The sequence below is a fragment of the Bradyrhizobium sp. CCBAU 25338 genome (assembly GCF_028128965.1).
GTDB lineage: Bacteria > Pseudomonadota > Alphaproteobacteria > Rhizobiales > Xanthobacteraceae > Bradyrhizobium > Bradyrhizobium liaoningense.
In genome coordinates, this window is the sequence record NZ_LFKY01000030.1 from 73,744 (window position 1) to 88,898 (window position 15,155).

Genomic DNA, 15,155 nt, shown 5'->3' on the forward strand with positions numbered 1-15,155 from the left:
CCGGAGACTTTGCAATGCAAAGCGAATCCACGTCGCGCAACGAGAAGCTTCATGTCGGCATCATCATGGACGGCAACGGCAGATGGGCGACGCGGCGCGGCCTGTCCCGCGTGCGCGGCCACGAGGCCGGCGTCGACACCATCCGCCGAATCGTCGAGGCCGCGCCCAAGCAGGGCATCGGCACGCTGACGCTTTACGCTTTCTCGGCCGACAATTGGCGGAGGCCGAGGGCCGAGGTCGCGGCGCTGATGACCTTGCTGCGCTTCTATCTGGCCAACGAGGTGCAGAGCCTGGTCAGGAACGGCGTGCGTCTCACCGTGATCGGCCGCCGCGACCGGCTGCCTGACGGCATCGCCACCGCGATCTCGCGCGCCGAAGAGGCGACCGCCCGCGGAAGCGCGCTGCATCTGCGCATCGCCGTGGATTACTCGGCTCGCGATGCGATCCTCAGCGCGGCGGCCAAAGCGGCCGCGCTCACCAGCCTCACCCGCGAAGCGTTCTCGCAGCTCGTCACCGGCGAGGCTGACCTTCGCGACGTCGATCTCATCATCCGCACCTCGGGCGAGAAGCGGCTGTCCGACTTCCTGCTCTGGGAGGGCGCCTATGCCGAGCTGCACTTCACCGAGCGGATGTGGCCCGAGTTCAACGCGGGCGATCTTGCCGAGGCGCTCGCCGCCTTCCACGGCCGCGAGCGCCGCTTCGGCGGCCTTCCAGCGATCGTACCGGAAGAGGTGCCTTCGCTCTCCCGGGTGTGACGCACGGCGCGCGGGCGCACCCCTCATACGCGTTGATTTGCCGCGTGGCACGGATCATGCTCTGGTCTGGGGCGATGGGGTCCGCAGCGACGGGAGCTTCTGCGATGCGCGCAGTCCTGGATTATTGCACCGGCGGAACGGAGCGGCAGGTCGCCGCCGGCACGCTGATTGTCAACGAGGGTGGCACCAGCGGCCATCTCTACGTGCTGATGCAAGGCAAGCTCGAGGTGCTCAAGGGTGAGATGGTGGTGGCTACCGTCACCGAACCCGGCGCAGTGCTCGGTGAGATGTCCGTGCTGCTGGGCCAGCCGCACACCGCAACCGTGCGGGCCTGCTCCGACGCGATCGTCTATGAGTTCGAGGACGCCGCCTCGTTCCTGGAGAAGGAGCCGGGTGTGGCCCTGCTGATCGCAAAGATGCTGGCGCAGCGGCTCAATGTCGCCAACACCTATCTCGCCGATCTCAAGCGGCAATATGCCGGCCAGGGCACGCATCTGGCCATGGTCGGCGAGGTGCTCCAGAGCATGATCAACCTGCCGCCGCTTGAGGTCTCGCCAGGCTCGGATCGGAAATCCGATCCAAGAATGTGAGCCAGTCGGGCGCCGCCTCGATGGGGGCGGCGGGGCGTTTCAGCGGCGCATTCAGGTCGATCCACTGGGCTTCGCCGGCCGCAAGCCAGAACGCCTTGTCCGCGTCGAGGTCGAGGACGATGCAGGTCGGCGGCCGGCCCGGTTGCAGGCCGGTGTTGAAGACCCAGGTCTTGCCCAGCCGGTCGAACCACGAGCCGCCGGTGATGAACGGCGACTGGTGCACATGGCCCGAGATCACCATCGACGGCTGGTATTGCATGATCCATTGCACCAGCTCGACGTCGCCGAAGAAGCGCTTGCCGCCCCAGCTCGTCGGTGAATCCGCCGGCGGCGCGTGATGCGCCCAGATCCAGCGCCGCAGCCGCCCGGTGGCGGCATCGCGCAACTGTTCGACGATGCGCTGCCTCACCAGGGGCCCGTCCCACCACGGGCACACCGTGAACATTGTGTCGCCGATGCCGAGGCTGTCGCCGTCGCAGGCGATGCCCAGCTCGCGCACCTCCGAAATCCAGCGCGCGGCCTTCTCGCCTTCGGCGTTGCGCTCGTCCAGGTCGTGATTGCCGGAGCAGAGGATCACGCGGGTCTGCGCGGCAAGCAGCGCGAGGTACTTCTTCACCACCACGATCTGGGCGCGGAAGTCCACGATCGAGCCGATGTCGAGCGCGTCGCCGGCGAAGATCACGAGGTCGAATTGCGGCGCCGCGCTGACCAGCCAGTCGAGCTGGGGCAGCGAATAGTGCAGGTCGGCCACGACCAGGCAACGCATCGAAAATCCGTCGGCGAGAGCTCGAAAATGTCTGGGAATTCCAGGCGTCATGAAGCAAGAAGCGGACCAGCATGGCTGCCCCCAGCGCGTCATCGTCGCGGGGCTGGACCGGTTGATCGAATTCTGATGTCGTGGGCACCGTAACGCGGATGCCCGTATGACCCCCTTCAAGACCATTCGCGCGCGGGCCGAGAAGCGCAAGGGCGGGCCCAGGGCGCTGGAGAAACTGATGCCGGCCAGGCCGGACCTCGAGCGGCTGGCCGGGCTCGGCGATGACCGTATCCTCGCCGAGATGACCAGGCGGGTGTTCTGCGCCGGCTTCGCCTGGAGCGTGATCGATTCGAAATGGGACGGTTTTGAAGACGCCTTCCTGCATTTCCAGCCCGCCAAGCTCACCTTCCAGCCCGAAGACTATTGGGAGGGCCTGCTGCGCGACGCGCGCATCGTGCGTAACGGCGCCAAGATCATGTCGGTGCGCGACAACGCCGCCTTCGTGCAGGAAATCGCGAAGCAGCACGGCAGCTTCGGCAAGTTTCTGGCGAAGTGGCCGTCGTCCGACGAGATCGGCCTGCTCGATCTGCTCAACAAGCGCGGCAGCCGGTTAGGGGGCAACACCGGCCAGATGCTGCTGCGCTTCGTCGGCTGGGACGGTTTCGTGACGTCCAAGGACGTGGTGGTCTGCCTGCGCGATGCAGGTCTCGACATCGCCGAAGAGGTCAAGTCGAAGGGCGATCTCGCCAAGGTGCAGGCGCAGTTCAACGCCTGGGCCGAGGAGACCGGCCTGCCCTACACTTATCTGTCACGCATCTGCGCTTTGTCGGTCGGCGAGAACCGCGGCGAGTAGCGCGTGAGCGCGCTGACGTCGAGATCGTGTGCATCCTGTGGCGATCTCGTGCCGCGAACGCGGCAGATGCCGCGCGCGATCACGAAATACATTTTGCAGGAACATTTGTCCGCAGCGCCTGTTCGGGACTTTGAGCCAGGCGGACAAGGGCAGGGAACGCATGCTCCCGCCTGGGTCAATGAAACCGCAGACAGAAACGGAGCAGCTCATGAAGCTCACATCCGAACAGGTGAAGCAGACCGTCAACCAACTCGGCGCTCAGGTGCTGCCCGACGAGCATCCCGCGATGCCGCAGCTCAACAGCATGTTCGGCGAGCACACCTTCTTCGTCGACGAGAGGGGCCTCAAGGTCCTCGAGCCTACAGCGTTGCCTGGTGCCGACACCGACCGCCCGAGCGGCGAGGTCATCAGCCTCGCCGATTGGGGCGATTCCGACCTGACGCGCCTGATGGCGCATGAGCCCGAGCCGACCGGCGTGATCGTGGTGTTCGAGCACGTGAGGCATTGAGCGAGTCGACTTTCATCGGTGGCGGGCCTGAAAATCCGTCACCGACAGTCGCGCTCACCGAGCGTTCAATCGCGGCGGCTCCAACCTGGCCGCCGGAGTCATGCCTGGAGCGGAATCTCGATGGCGATCTGAGTACCCGGATCCGTCGTGCTCTCGAGCCGCAGGCGTCCGTTCAGCGATGAAGCCACCAGATTAAAGGCGATGTGGAGCCCCAGGCCGGCATGGCCGCTCTCCCGACCAGTCGTGACGAACGGATCGAAGATGTGCGCCTGTAATTCGTCGGGAATTCCGACGCCCTCATCAGCGCAGACGAGGCGGACGGATGCCGGGTCCGGCTGGCTGACCGTGATGACAAATCGGCCGCCTCTCTTGTCAGGATAGGCATGGCCTGCGCTGTTGAGAGCGAGATTGCTGATCACCTGAGCAAGCGCTCCGGGGTAGCTGTTGAGCTTGATTCCCGCCGGGCATCGGACCTCGACCGTCAGGCCATGATGCGACAGCAATGGCCCGAGCTTGGAGGTCAACTCCGACAGCCAGTCCTTGAGCTCGAAGGTCCGCCGGTCCTCGTCGGCCTGATGGACGGCGACCTGCCTGAAGCTGTGCACCATCTCGGATGCGCGGTGCAGATTGTCGAAGGTCAGATTGAGCCCCTGCTTGAGCCTGTCGATGCCCTTGGTCAGATCGGAACGCCGGACCGAGGCTCCACCCAATGCGTCAGCCATCGTTTGCAGGTCAGTCTGCATGGTGGTCGAGGTCGTCAAAGCGAGGCCGAGCGGGGTGCTGACCTCGTGCGCGACACCGGCAACCAACTGGCCGAGCGAGGCGAGCTTTTCCGCCTGCACGAGCTGCTCCTGGGTCGCGCGCAGATCGCGCAGCGATTTCTCCGAGCGTTCCTTTTCCCGTTGCAGCGCCTCCGACGTCCGGAATTGTCTTCGCGCCCGGTATTCGCGCGCAGCCACGGCGTAGAGCGACAAGGCGTAGGCGTTGCCGACGAGAGAATGATTGATGAATCTCAAGCCCGTCGGCAGCGTCGGCGCGAGCGTCTCGGCGACGATCAGTGCCAGCCACGACAGCACGCAGAAAATCGCCAGCGAGCCGATACGTAGTGGCAGCATGGTCGAGACGAACAGGATGATCATCATCATGCCGGGCGCGGCAAACGTGAAGCCCGACGGCAGCACGAGATAAATGCTGGGCAGGATGCAGCCGGGAATGACGCAATAGACGAGGAAGATCGTCTCTGCCCATGGCTTCATCCATCGCCGCGACAGCAGCGCCGTCAGCGGCAGCAGGATAAATACGGCCGTGCCGCCGCGGATTGCGAGCGTGATCGGAACCACTTCGGGGTACAACACCCAATCCCAGAGCGTGTAGCCGGCATAGGTGGCGGCGCCGAGCAGCATCGCGATCTGCGTCCATCCGAGGCTGCCCCGGACATATTGGTCGACAAACCGCCGCTCCTCGATGCGGTCTTCGAAGCGCAGTCCGAGGCGTATCAATAAGGCAAGCATTCCAACATCAATCGCGAAAAGACCCGTTTGACGTCTCTACGACAGGTTCTGCGCCGCGTCGCCGAAAAAGATGTCGCGTTCGCCGGAGGGCCCCTCTGGCCCGATTCAGATCCCCAGCGTCAACTGCGGCTCCGAATCGCCGCCGACCTGGAGCGAAGACAGCGAGACCCCCAACAGCCTGACGCGCTTGGGCAGCGGCATCTCGGCTTCGAGCAGGCCGCAGGCCAGCCGCTCCAGTTCGTCCCGGCCCGCGACGGCCGCAGCGACGGACCTGCTGCGCGTGATGATCTCGAAGTCGGCGAACTTGACCTTCAGGGTAACGGTGCGGCCGCGATTGCCCGTCGCCTCGCAATGGCGCCAGACCTTGTCGACGAGAGGCCTGAGTTCGGCGACCAGCGCGTCGAATGCGTCGAGGTCGATCGAGAACGTGTTCTCCGCGCCGATCGACTTGCGGATCCGGTTGGCCCGCACCGGCCGCTCGTCGACGCCGCGTGAGATCCAATAGTAATAGGCGCCGGACTTGCCGAAATTCGCGTTCATGAACTCCAGCGTCTGGTTACGGATATCGAGACCAGTGAACAGGCCGAGCGCGTTCATCTTCGCGGCTGTCGCCGGGCCGATCCCGTGGAACTTGCCGACCGGCAGCGTCTCGACGAAGGCCGGCCCCATCTCCGGCGAGATCACGAATTGACCGTTGGGCTTGCGATGATCCGAGGCGAGCTTGGCCAGAAACTTGTTGTAAGAGATGCCCGCCGAAGCGTTGAGCCCCGTCTCGGCCTTGATCTTCTCGCGGACCTTCAGCGCGATGTCCCGCGCCAGCGGGATGCCTTGCAGGTTCTCCGTCACGTCGAGATAGGCTTCATCCAGCAACAACGGCTCGACGATGGGTGTGTGCTCGGCGAAGATCTCGCGGATATGCCGCGAGATCGCCTTGTAGACCTCGAAGCGCGGCTTGACGAAGATCAGATCGGGACATTGACGCTTCGCCGTCACCGACGGCATGGCGGAGCGAACGCCGAACTTGCGAGCCTCGTAGCTGGCAGCCGCGACGACGCCGCGTTCCGCGGAGCCTCCGACCGCGACCGGCTTTCCGCGCAACTGCGGATTGTCGCGTTGCTCCACCGACGCATAGAAGGCATCCATGTCGATATGGATGATCTTGCGCACCGGCGAGGCTGCGCCGGTCACCATGTCGGATTCGCTCATGGAAAGATGATACAATCGAGCCAGGGGAAGCGCGAGGTGATGGATGTTTCAGTTATTGGTCTTCGTCGTCGCCGTGGTTGGCATCGGCTGGCTGATCGGCGCGACCAATCTGCCCGGAGAGTGGTATGCGGGCCTGGCCAAGCCGGATTTCGTGCCGCCGAACTGGGCGTTTCCGGTGGCCTGGACCATCCTTTACATCATGATCGCCGTTGCGGGTTGGCGGACCTTTCGTCGTGCTCCGTCGGGAAAGGCGATGCTGGTCTGGACGGCCCAGCTGGCGCTAAATTTCACCTGGTCTCCGGTCATGTTCACGATGCACCAGATCGGAGCCGCGCTCGTCATCCTCATCTGCCTGTTCGTCGCGATCGTGACCTACATCAGCCTCGAGATATCACGAGACAGGCTGGCAGCCGCCTCGTTCGTGCCTTACGCGGCGTGGGTCGCGTTTGCCGGCGTGCTCAATGCGGCGATCTGGCGTTTGAATTGAGACGATCATTCTCAATCAATCTCAAACAGCAATCCCAGGCTTGTGAGTGGCAGGCATCAGCACGCGATCTAATATGAGCCCGCGGAGGACAGCCAATGCAATACAGCTCCCAGCTCATTCAGACCATGCGTCAGGCCCTGGAAACCGTGATGGCGAGCGTGCCGGCCCATCAATCGGTCTTCGGTCTCAAAGCGGCCGTGGCCGAATGCATCCTGAAAGCCGCCGCACACGGCCAAACGTCATATGACGGACTGGTGACGTCCGCCTCCGACCAGATCCAGGCGATTGTCGCGATGCTGACGTGAGTGCCGGTATCACAACGGCTGATAACACTGGCGCACCCGACACGATTCGAACGTGTGACCTTTGCCTTCGGAGGGCAACGCTCTATCCAGCTGAGCTACGGGTGCAGTGGGATTTCATTTAGCCGATTGGCGAGGGGCGGGCAACCGCTTCTCGCCGCATGCGCTCAAGCCGATTTGCGCCGGACAGGGGCCGGAACCGTTGCCGCGTCCCGGCCGAGGGCGGCGAATTCGGCCAGCACCCGTTCGGCGCACATGACGCGGTTGCGGCCGAGGCGTTTGGCCACATAGAGCGCCTCGTCGGCCGCGCCCAGCAGCCGGTCGGGGCCGCCGTCGGCACCGCCGGGGATGTGGCTGGCGACACCGACGCTGAGGGTGACGTGGTCGCCGGCGCCCGTGGCGCCGTGGGCGATCTGCAAGGCCGTGACCGCGCAGCGAATCGCCTCGGCCACAGTGCAGGCGGTGTCGCAATCCATGTCCGGCAGGATCAGCGCGAACTCCTCGCCGCCATAGCGGCTGGCGAGATCGAGCGGGCGCCCCGCGTGCCGGCTGACGACAGCGGCAACCGCGCGCAGGCACTCGTCGCCGCTCTGGTGGCCGTGGCGGTCGTTGAACAGCTTGAAATGATCGACATCGACGAACAGCAGCGCCAGCGGCTTCTGCGTGCGCTGGGCGCGAGCCCATTCGCCCAACAGCATCTGGTCGAAGGAGCGGCGGTTCGCCAGGCCGGTCAGCCCGTCCTTGGTGGCGAGCTCCTTCAGCGCCATCTCGGCGCGCTTCTGGTCGGTGAGGTCGCGCAGCGTCTCCACCACCGCGATCAGCTGGCCGGCCTCGTCGTGGATCGGGCCGGCGTCGATGGCGAGATAGAGCTGGCTGCCGAGCTTCGGCATCACGCACCAGTTCTCCGCGGAAAAGCCGAGCCCGTTATGGCCGCGCGCGGCATATTCCGAATAGTATTCCGGCAGCTGCTCGGGACGGTCGAGCGCGACGAGGTCGGCAAGGCAAGGGCGCCTGGTCTCGTAAAAGGCCTGCCAGTGCTTGCCAGTGCCGATCAGCTCGGAGGCGGCGACGCCGGTCAGCCGCTCGCAGGCCCTGTTCCAGATCACCACGCGGCGCTTGGGGTCGATCACGAAGGTCGGCACCACCAGATGCTGCATCAGCCGCACGGCGTAGGAATCCGCAACGTCGACGGCTTTGGCCAGAGCTGTCCTCGACTTCGCCATCAGGCCACCGCAGCCACGGGCGCGGAGTCGCCAGGGCCGAACAGCTTTCGCACCTCGCTGGCCGGCTTCGGCGCGCTGAACAGATAGCCCTGCATCTGCGTGCAGCCGAGCGCGCGCAGCATGTCGCGCTGTGCCTCGGTCTCGACGCCCTCGGCGACCGTGGTCATGCTGCTGGCGGCGGCAATGTTCACCACCGCCTGCACGATCACGGGCGAGCCGCTCGCCTCTGCGATGTCGGCGACGAAGCAGCGGTCGATCTTGATCTTGTCGAACGGGAAGCGCTTCAAATAGCTCAGCGAGGAGTAGCCGGTGCCGAAATCGTCGAGCGCGATGCGCACGCCGATCGAGCGGAGCTGATGCAGGATGGAGAGCGCCGCCTCGTCGTCGCGGATCAGCACGGCCTCGGTGATCTCGAGCTCGAGCCGACGCGGGTTCAGGCCGGAGGCGGCGAGCGCGCCCGCGATCCGCAGCGCCAGCGTGTCGCATTTGAGCTGCACCGGCGAGACGTTGACCGCGACACGCACATGCGCCGGCCAGGTCGCGGCCTCGTTGCACGCCATTCGCAGCACCCAGTCGCCGAGCTCGTTGATCAGGCCGGTGTCCTCGGCGACCGGAATGAACTCCGCGGGCGACACCATGCCGCGCTCGGGATGCCGCCAGCGCAGCAGCGCCTCGCAGCCAGAGACTTCGTTGGTGCGCAGGTCGACCAGCGGCTGATAGTGAATCTCGAAGCCGCCATTCACGAGGGCCTGCCGCAAATCCAGCTCCATGCTCAGGCGCGCCTTGGCGCTCGCATCCATCTCCGGCTCGAAGAAGCGGTGGGTGCGACGTCCATTGGCCTTGGCGCCGTACATTGCAAGGTCTGCGTTCTTGATCAGCTGATCGAGATCGGCGCCATCCTGCGGCGCCAGCGCAATTCCGATGCTGGCATCGGTGGAGAGCTGATGGCCGAGACAACGATAGGGCTGCCGGATCGCCTGGTAGATCCGCGTCAGGAAGGACAGCACGTCGGCGGGGGATTCGATCCCGGTCTGGATCACCGCGAATTCGTCGCCGCCGAGCCGCGCGATCAGGTCGCCCGGCTTGAGGCAGCCGCGGAGACGGTCCGCGATCGCCTTCAACAGCTCGTCGCCGACGTGATGGCCGAGCGAGTCGTTGATGCCCTTGAATTCGTCGACGTCGATGTAGAGCAGCGCGAACTGCTCGCCGCCGGCGACCTTCGCCAGCTCGCGTTCGATCTGCTCGCGGAACAGGGTTCGGTTCGGCAAGTCGGTCAGCGCATCGTAGTGCGCCAGATGCGCGATCTGTTCGTCGGCGCGGCGGCGCTCGGTGACGTCCTCGATGACATGGATGAGATAGCGCGGTTCGCCGGCCTCATCGCGAATACCGATCCGGCTCGACGTGATGTAGCGCGGCCCCGTGCCCGGCATCTGCCAGGCGTGCTCGTCCTTGAACAATCCCCTGGCCGATTCCAGCGCACTGCTGTCGTCTTGGGTGATACGGACGGCGAGCGCCTCGGGGAAGATGTCGAACGCCGTCTTGCCCACGACATCCTGGCGGGACTTGCCGAACAGCTGTTCGGCAACGCCGTTGAGCAGCAGATATTGCCGCGTGCGCGCATCCTTCACGGTGATCTGCGAGGGGATATGGTCGATGATCTCGCGCAGGAAGGTGTAGTTGCGGTCGCGCTCCCGTTCCAGGTTGCGGCGCTCGGTGATGTCTTCGATCGTGGCGACCCATCCGCCCTGTGCGAGCGGCGTGTTGATGACCTGGAAGGCGCGGCCGCTGGCCAACTGATGAATTCTCGTCGAGACCGTACCTTCGGCGACGATCCTCATGACGTCGGCGCAAAATGCCTCCACATCGCCGTCGAACGCGCCGCGCTCCTTGCGATGATACATCGCCTCGCGGATGTGGCAGCCCGGCTTGATGACGTCGTGGGAGAGGCCGAACATGTCGGCGTAGCGGCGGTTGCAGGTGACGATGTAACCGGCGGCGTCGTACAGGATCAGCCCTTGCGACATGTTGTTGAGGGCGGTGTCGAGCTGAAGCCGCTTCGCTTCGATCCGCTCCTGCGCCTCACGGTTCTGCCGGTTGATCTGGCGGATGATCAGATACAGGATCAGCACGATGACGGCGGCTGAAAGCGCTGCAGTCGTGACCATGAAGCCGGTCTGCTGCCGCCAGTCCGCAAGGGCCGCCGCCGTGGTGTTGGTGCCGACGATGACCAGCGGGAAATGCGTCAGCGACGCCGCCGAACCGAGCCGCTCCTCGCCGTCGATGAGGCCCCTGACGCGGAGAGTCTGCTGGCCGCCTTTGGTGAGCACCTTCCGCATCAGTGGCGCATCCCTGAGGTTGCGCCCGATCAGCTCTTCGACATGCGGATAGCGCGCCAGCATCTTGCCGTGGCGGTCGAACAGCGAGATGGCCGTACCCTCGGCGAGCGCGACAGACGCGAAATACTGCCGGTAGCTGTCCGGGTCGATCCGGCGCACCATCGCGCCGAGGAAGGTGCCGTCGGCGCCGGTCAACCGGCGTGCGACGATCGTGGTCCATTTGTTGATGATGAAGCTGCGGACGGATTCCAGCAGCACCGTTTCGGACTGCGGATCTGTCTTGAACGTCTGAAAGTAGGCCCGGGACGAAACATTGATCTTGGGCAGCGGGTGGGCCCGCGACCAGTTGATCAGCTCGCCGTCGGCATCATAGATCGCGATGTCGCCCAGATGGGACACGGAGCTGATCTTGCCGCGCAGCATCTGGTTCGTGTCGGGTCCGGACATGCGCTCGCGGAACATTGCCGGGGAGGTGATGTCGGCAAGGTTCATCTGCCCGATCAGATCGGCGGCGACGACGTCGGAGTCTTCGAATTGCTGATCGAAATGCCGCGCGATCAGCTGCACCGTGTTTTCCAGCTCGCGTTCGCGGTTGGCGAGGGTCCGCTCGCGGAATTCGCCGACGGCCATGGCTGTGACGGCGAAGATTCCGGCGACCAGCAACACGCCGCACAGCGTCAACCACAGGACGGGACTACGTCGCGCCAAGGCCTCCCAGCCGTTCCTTGCGGCTAGAGACATTCCGGCAGCCACCGTAGAAAGGACCTGGCGCATTCCACCTCACACGAGGAACAGGAATACACCGCACAAATGGCGCAAACCTTAGGAAAGCAAGTTACCCAAGTATTAATCCGGTTGAGCAACGGCGTCCGCATGTCGCGCAGCGGGAAGCCCGTCACGGTTGTGCGGCGCGCGCAGCAAGCGCCGCGCTGCATCATTACTAACGGCTTAATGCGAGCTGCCGGCGCTCTTGTCGCCGCCGGCCTTGCGCAGCCGCCCGACCACGCCGGTCGGGAAGAAGTAGACGCTGGCGATGAACAGCAGCCCGAGCCACAGCAGCCAGCGATCGGGATGGAGCAGCCCCGGCAGCAGCGGCAGGCCGGCTTCGCCCGCCGCGTTGGAGGCAACGCCCATCAGCGATTGCAGATAGTTCTGGGCGAGGATGAAGATGGTGGCGCCGATGAGCGCGCCGTAGATCGTGCCCATGCCGCCGATCACGACCATCAGCAGGATGTCCAGCATGATCGAGAAGCTCAGCGAGGTATCGGGGCCGGCATAGCGCAGCCACAACGCGTTCAGGATGCCCGCGCTGGCGGCCACGAGTGCCGCGAGGCAGTTGGCGTAGGTCAGGTGGAACACGGTGCGGAAGCCGAGTGCCTCGGCGCGAAACCGGTTCTCGCGGATCGCCTGCAGCACACGCCCGAACGGCGAGTTCACGACGCGCAGCAAGGCGAGGATCATCAGCGCCGAAACGGCGAACACCAGATAGAAGGTCAGGATCCGGCCGTTGATCTCGAAGCCGAACAGGCTCTTGGGGATCAGCACGGTGCCGGGGCGCAGCAGCTCCGGCAACTGAAAACTGCGTCCGTCCTCGCCCCCCGTCAGCCAGGACAGCTGCGAGGCCAGCACCTGGAAGGCGGACGCCACGGCGAGCGTGATCATGGCGAAGAAGATCGCCGCGACGCGCAGAGAAAAGAGCCCGATGGCGAGCGCGAGCAGCGCTGCGAGCGGCAGGCCGACGACGATTCCGGTTGCGACCGCAGCCCAGTTCGGGCCCATCCCGTACAGCGCAATCGCGATGGCGTAGCTGCCGATGCCGTAGAACATGGTGTGGGCGAACGACACCGAGCCGGTATAGCCGAGCAGGAGGTCGTAGGAGGCGACCAGCGCGGCGAAAACGCAGATCTTGGCCGCGACGTTCAGCGCCTTGGCACCCGGAAACAGGAACGGCGTCGCCGCCAGCGCCAGGATGATGACGACGAGAACGAGCGTGAGCACGCGGCTCCGCGGCGGATCGCCTGAGAGGATCATCATCGGCTGGTCACCGCATAGAGGCCGCGCGGCCGCCACATCAGAATGGCGACCATCAGCAGAATGTTGGAGACGAGGGCGAGTTTTGGCACCAGGAAGCCGCCGTAATTGGCGACCATGGCGACCAGGATCGCGCCGATGAAGCAGCCGCCGATCGACCCCAGGCCGCCGATGATGACCACGATGAAAATGAGCACCGTGAGGTCGTCGCTCATGGAGGCGTGCACCTGTTCGCGATAGAGCGCCCACATCACGCCGCCGAGGCCGGCCAGCGCCGATCCCGTCATGAACACGCCGAGAAACAGGCGGCGGATGCGGTAGCCGAGCGCCTCCACCATCTCGCGGTTCTCGACCCCGGCGCGGATCAGGAGGCCGACCTTGCTGCGGTTGAGCACGAGCTGGATCGCGATGAAGATGGCGAGACCGATCAGCATCGCCAGCACGCGGTATTTGGCGATCGCGACGTCGCCGAGGATGAACGAGCCGCGCAGCGAGGTGGGCAGCGGCATCGGGATGATCTGCGGTCCCCACAGCGCATAGAGCGTCTGCTCGGCGACGATCAGGCCGCCGGTCGTCATCAGGATCTGCTTCAGATGCTGGCCGTAGACGGGCAGGATCAGCACGCGCTCGACGACCAGGCCGAGCGCGCCGGACACCGCCATCGACAGCAGCGCGGCCGGGGCCAGCACCGCGAGGTTCATCCAGAGCGAATCTGCCTGAATGGACGCTGCGAACGGGGCCAGAACCAGCGTGGCTACATAGGCGCCGACGGCGATGAAGGCGCCATGGCCGAAATTGAGCACGTCCATCAGGCCGAACACCAGCGTCAGCCCGGAGGCCATGATGAAGATCATCATGCCCATGGCGAGGCTCGCCACGGTCAGCGTGAGCCAGGAAGAAGTCGATCCGATCAGCGGGATCATCAGAAGGGCGAGCGCGACCGGCAGCAGGATCGGTGCGAGATCCCGCTTCGGCTTCGGCAGCGGATCGGTTGCGGCAATGTCACTCACTGATGCGTCTCCAGGCTCAGGCCGAGCAGCCGCTCCTGCAGCGGCACGTCGGCGGCGAGCGCCGCCATCTCGCCGCGATGGACGATGGTGCCGTTGTCCATGACCAGCACGCTGTCGCCGAGCTCGCGGGCGGCGAAGAAATTCTGTTCGACCAGCAGGATGGTGGCGCCCTTGCGCTTGATCTCCTTCAGGCACTCGATCAGCGCCATCACGATGGCGGGCGCGAGCCCCTTGGTCGGCTCGTCGACCAGCAGCAGCTTGCGCGGTTCGATGATGGCGCGCGCGATCGACAGCATCTGCTTCTGCCCGCCCGAGAGGCTTCCCGCGCGCGACAGCCAGAAGCGGCGCAGCGCCGGAAAGAAACCGAAGATCCAGTCGAGCTGAGTGTCGTCGAGCGGCCCGTCGCGGGCCGCGAGCACGAGGTTCTCCTTCACCGTGAGATCGGAGAACACCGCCATGCTCTCCGGCACGTAACCCACGCCGCGCCGCGCGATGTCGGGCGTGGCAAGGCTCTCGATGCGTTCGCCGGCGAGGGTGATCTCGCCCTTCGAGGCCTGCCACAGGCCCATGATGGTGCGCAGCGTCGTGGTCTTGCCGGCGCCGTTACGTCCGAGCAGCATCGTGACCTGTCCTTGCGGGACCACGAGGTCGATGCCCTGGAGAATATGGTAGCGGCCGATATGGGTGTGCACGCCGGAGAGCGTCAGGAGATCGGTCATGCTGCGCTCTCTGCAGCGTTCTTGGGCGCGACGCCGAGATAGGCTTCCTGCACGATCGGCGAGGCGATCACCTCGGCCGGAGGACCGTCGGCGACGAGCTGGCCGTTATGCAGCACGATGATGCGGTCGGCGAGCGAGCGCACCACGTCCATCTTGTGCTCGACGAGAAGGATGATCTTGCTCTTGTCCTGCTTGAGCTGCGCGATGAGGTCGAGGACGACGGGCACCTCGTCGATGCTCATGCCGGCGGTCGGCTCGTCGAACATGAACACTCTCGGCTCCAGCGCGATCATCAGCGCGACCTCGAGCTTGCGCTGGTCGCCATGGGACAGCGCGGTCGCGGCGACGCCGCGGCGGCCGCCGAGCGCGACCCGGTCGAGGATGGCGTCGGCGCGCGCGATCAGGTCGCGGCGGACCATCCAGGGCCGCAGCATGTCGTAATGGGTGCCGCTCGCGGCCTGCACTGCGAGGCGGACGTTCTCTTCGACCGACAGGTTCGGGAATAGATTGGTGAGCTGGAAGGCGCGGCCGAGGCCGGCGCGGGTGCGCATGGGCGCGGACTGCCCCGTGATGTCGGTACCGTCGAACAGGATGCTGCCGCTCGATGCGCGAAGCTGGCCCGAGATCAGGTTGAAATAGGTGGTCTTGCCGGCGCCGTTCGGCCCGACGATGGCGGTGAGCTCGCCCGGCCGAAACGTGCAGGAGACGTTGTTGACCGCGACATGGCCGCCGAAGCGAATGGTGAGGTCGCGGGTTTCGAGGGTGAGCGGCATGAGAAATTTCGATCGGATTTGGATGACGATCTATCTACGATCACAGTGGGCTCCCTCCCCCGCTTGCGGGGGAGGGTCGGGGGGAGGGCTGTCT

15 protein-coding genes and 1 tRNA gene are annotated in these 15,155 nt (G+C 65.2%); 6 read left to right on the forward strand and 10 right to left on the reverse strand.

Annotation, left to right across the window (positions count from 1 at the left end; translation table 11 throughout):
- Positions 1-14: 14 nt before the first annotated feature.
- A complete protein-coding gene (locus ACM42_RS11145; RefSeq protein ID WP_271527969.1) occupies positions 15-755 on the forward strand; it encodes a di-trans,poly-cis-decaprenylcistransferase in 741 nt (246 codons plus the stop codon).
- Between the two features lie 104 nt (positions 756-859).
- On the forward strand, positions 860-1,345 hold the full coding sequence (locus tag ACM42_RS11150) for a Crp/Fnr family transcriptional regulator (RefSeq protein ID WP_271527970.1): 486 nt from the start codon (positions 860-862) through the stop codon (positions 1,343-1,345).
- On the opposite strand, the gene ACM42_RS11155 is transcribed toward ACM42_RS11150, so the two are convergent.
- Entirely contained in the window at positions 1,284-2,111 is an 828-nt protein-coding gene (locus ACM42_RS11155; RefSeq protein ID WP_271527971.1) for a metallophosphoesterase family protein, read from the reverse strand. The genes ACM42_RS11150 and ACM42_RS11155 overlap by 62 nt on opposite strands.
- Positions 2,112-2,268: 157 nt before the next feature.
- Between ACM42_RS11155 and ACM42_RS11160 the strand changes: the two genes are divergently transcribed.
- Together ACM42_RS11160 and ACM42_RS11165 are read left to right on the forward strand one after the other, a co-directional pair.
- Positions 2,269-2,955, forward strand: a complete 687-nt coding sequence (locus ACM42_RS11160) for a DNA-3-methyladenine glycosylase I (protein WP_271527972.1) — start codon at positions 2,269-2,271, stop codon at positions 2,953-2,955.
- Positions 2,956-3,163: 208 nt separating this feature from the next.
- A complete protein-coding gene (locus ACM42_RS11165; protein WP_271527973.1) occupies positions 3,164-3,463 on the forward strand; it encodes a hypothetical protein in 300 nt (99 codons plus the stop codon).
- A gap of 98 nt (positions 3,464-3,561) precedes the next feature.
- Here ACM42_RS11165 and ACM42_RS11170 read toward each other — a convergent pair whose 3' ends face one another.
- Together ACM42_RS11170 and dinB are read right to left on the reverse strand one after the other, a co-directional pair.
- On the reverse strand, positions 3,562-4,974 hold the full coding sequence (locus tag ACM42_RS11170; protein ID WP_271527974.1) for a sensor histidine kinase: 1,413 nt from the start codon (positions 4,972-4,974) through the stop codon (positions 3,562-3,564).
- Between the two features lie 105 nt (positions 4,975-5,079).
- Positions 5,080-6,180 (reverse strand): DNA polymerase IV, encoded by a 1,101-nt coding sequence (dinB, locus tag ACM42_RS11175; RefSeq protein ID WP_271527975.1) that lies wholly within the window; start codon positions 6,178-6,180, stop codon positions 5,080-5,082.
- A gap of 43 nt (positions 6,181-6,223) precedes the next feature.
- Between dinB and ACM42_RS11180 the strand changes: the two genes are divergently transcribed.
- Together ACM42_RS11180 and ACM42_RS11185 are read left to right on the forward strand one after the other, a co-directional pair.
- A complete protein-coding gene (locus ACM42_RS11180) occupies positions 6,224-6,667 on the forward strand; it encodes a TspO/MBR family protein (protein WP_271527976.1) in 444 nt (147 codons plus the stop codon).
- A 95-nt stretch (positions 6,668-6,762) separates the two neighbouring features.
- Complete coding sequence (locus ACM42_RS11185; protein ID WP_271527978.1) at positions 6,763-6,972, forward strand: hypothetical protein; 210 nt, start codon at positions 6,763-6,765, stop codon at positions 6,970-6,972.
- 28 nt (positions 6,973-7,000) lie between these two features.
- On the opposite strand, the gene ACM42_RS11190 is transcribed toward ACM42_RS11185, so the two are convergent.
- From ACM42_RS11190 to ACM42_RS11220, 7 genes are all read right to left on the reverse strand, one after another.
- Positions 7,001-7,077, reverse strand: a tRNA-Arg gene (locus tag ACM42_RS11190).
- A 59-nt stretch (positions 7,078-7,136) separates the two neighbouring features.
- The gene (locus ACM42_RS11195; protein WP_271527979.1) at positions 7,137-8,192 is read right to left on the reverse strand and encodes a sensor domain-containing diguanylate cyclase; all 1,056 of its coding nucleotides are present in this window, start codon (positions 8,190-8,192) and stop codon (positions 7,137-7,139) included.
- Positions 8,192-11,302 carry a bifunctional diguanylate cyclase/phosphodiesterase gene (locus tag ACM42_RS11200; protein WP_271527980.1) on the reverse strand — a complete coding sequence of 1,037 codons (3,111 nt, stop codon included), beginning with the start codon at positions 11,300-11,302 and terminating at the stop codon, positions 8,192-8,194. Before ACM42_RS11200 ends, ACM42_RS11195 begins: the two co-directional genes overlap by 1 nt.
- 174 nt (positions 11,303-11,476) lie before the next feature.
- Positions 11,477-12,562 (reverse strand): branched-chain amino acid ABC transporter permease, encoded by a 1,086-nt coding sequence (locus ACM42_RS11205; protein WP_271527981.1) that lies wholly within the window; start codon positions 12,560-12,562, stop codon positions 11,477-11,479.
- On the reverse strand, positions 12,559-13,569 hold the full coding sequence (locus ACM42_RS11210) for a branched-chain amino acid ABC transporter permease (RefSeq protein WP_028176859.1): 1,011 nt from the start codon (positions 13,567-13,569) through the stop codon (positions 12,559-12,561). The genes ACM42_RS11205 and ACM42_RS11210 overlap by 4 nt, the downstream gene beginning before the upstream one ends.
- Positions 13,566-14,288 carry an ABC transporter ATP-binding protein gene (locus ACM42_RS11215; protein ID WP_271527983.1) on the reverse strand — a complete coding sequence of 241 codons (723 nt, stop codon included), beginning with the start codon at positions 14,286-14,288 and terminating at the stop codon, positions 13,566-13,568. The genes ACM42_RS11210 and ACM42_RS11215 overlap by 4 nt, the downstream gene beginning before the upstream one ends.
- On the reverse strand, positions 14,285-15,061 hold the full coding sequence (locus ACM42_RS11220) for an ABC transporter ATP-binding protein (RefSeq protein ID WP_271527984.1): 777 nt from the start codon (positions 15,059-15,061) through the stop codon (positions 14,285-14,287). Before ACM42_RS11220 ends, ACM42_RS11215 begins: the two co-directional genes overlap by 4 nt.
- Between the last annotated feature and the right edge of the window lie 94 nt (positions 15,062-15,155).

Excerpts from the sequence above, each read along its gene's own strand:
- ACM42_RS11145 (WP_271527969.1), top strand. The coding sequence starts at position 15 with ATGCAAAGCGAATCCACGTCGCGCAACGAGAAGCTTCATGTCGGCATC.
- ACM42_RS11150 (WP_271527970.1), top strand. The coding sequence starts at position 860 with ATGCGCGCAGTCCTGGATTATTGCACCGGCGGAACGGAGCGGCAGGTC.
- ACM42_RS11155 (WP_271527971.1), bottom strand. The coding sequence starts at position 2,111 with ATGCGTTGCCTGGTCGTGGCCGACCTGCACTATTCGCTGCCCCAGCTC.
- ACM42_RS11160 (WP_271527972.1), top strand. The coding sequence starts at position 2,269 with ATGACCCCCTTCAAGACCATTCGCGCGCGGGCCGAGAAGCGCAAGGGC.
- ACM42_RS11165 (WP_271527973.1), top strand. The coding sequence starts at position 3,164 with ATGAAGCTCACATCCGAACAGGTGAAGCAGACCGTCAACCAACTCGGC.
- ACM42_RS11170 (WP_271527974.1), bottom strand. The coding sequence starts at position 4,974 with ATGCTTGCCTTATTGATACGCCTCGGACTGCGCTTCGAAGACCGCATC.
- dinB (WP_271527975.1), bottom strand. The coding sequence starts at position 6,180 with ATGAGCGAATCCGACATGGTGACCGGCGCAGCCTCGCCGGTGCGCAAG.
- ACM42_RS11180 (WP_271527976.1), top strand. The coding sequence starts at position 6,224 with ATGTTTCAGTTATTGGTCTTCGTCGTCGCCGTGGTTGGCATCGGCTGG.
- ACM42_RS11185 (WP_271527978.1), top strand. The coding sequence starts at position 6,763 with ATGCAATACAGCTCCCAGCTCATTCAGACCATGCGTCAGGCCCTGGAA.
- ACM42_RS11195 (WP_271527979.1), bottom strand. The coding sequence starts at position 8,192 with ATGGCGAAGTCGAGGACAGCTCTGGCCAAAGCCGTCGACGTTGCGGAT.
- ACM42_RS11200 (WP_271527980.1), bottom strand. The coding sequence starts at position 11,302 with ATGCGCCAGGTCCTTTCTACGGTGGCTGCCGGAATGTCTCTAGCCGCA.
- ACM42_RS11205 (WP_271527981.1), bottom strand. The coding sequence starts at position 12,562 with ATGATGATCCTCTCAGGCGATCCGCCGCGGAGCCGCGTGCTCACGCTC.
- ACM42_RS11215 (WP_271527983.1), bottom strand. The coding sequence starts at position 14,288 with ATGACCGATCTCCTGACGCTCTCCGGCGTGCACACCCATATCGGCCGC.
- ACM42_RS11220 (WP_271527984.1), bottom strand. The coding sequence starts at position 15,061 with ATGCCGCTCACCCTCGAAACCCGCGACCTCACCATTCGCTTCGGCGGC.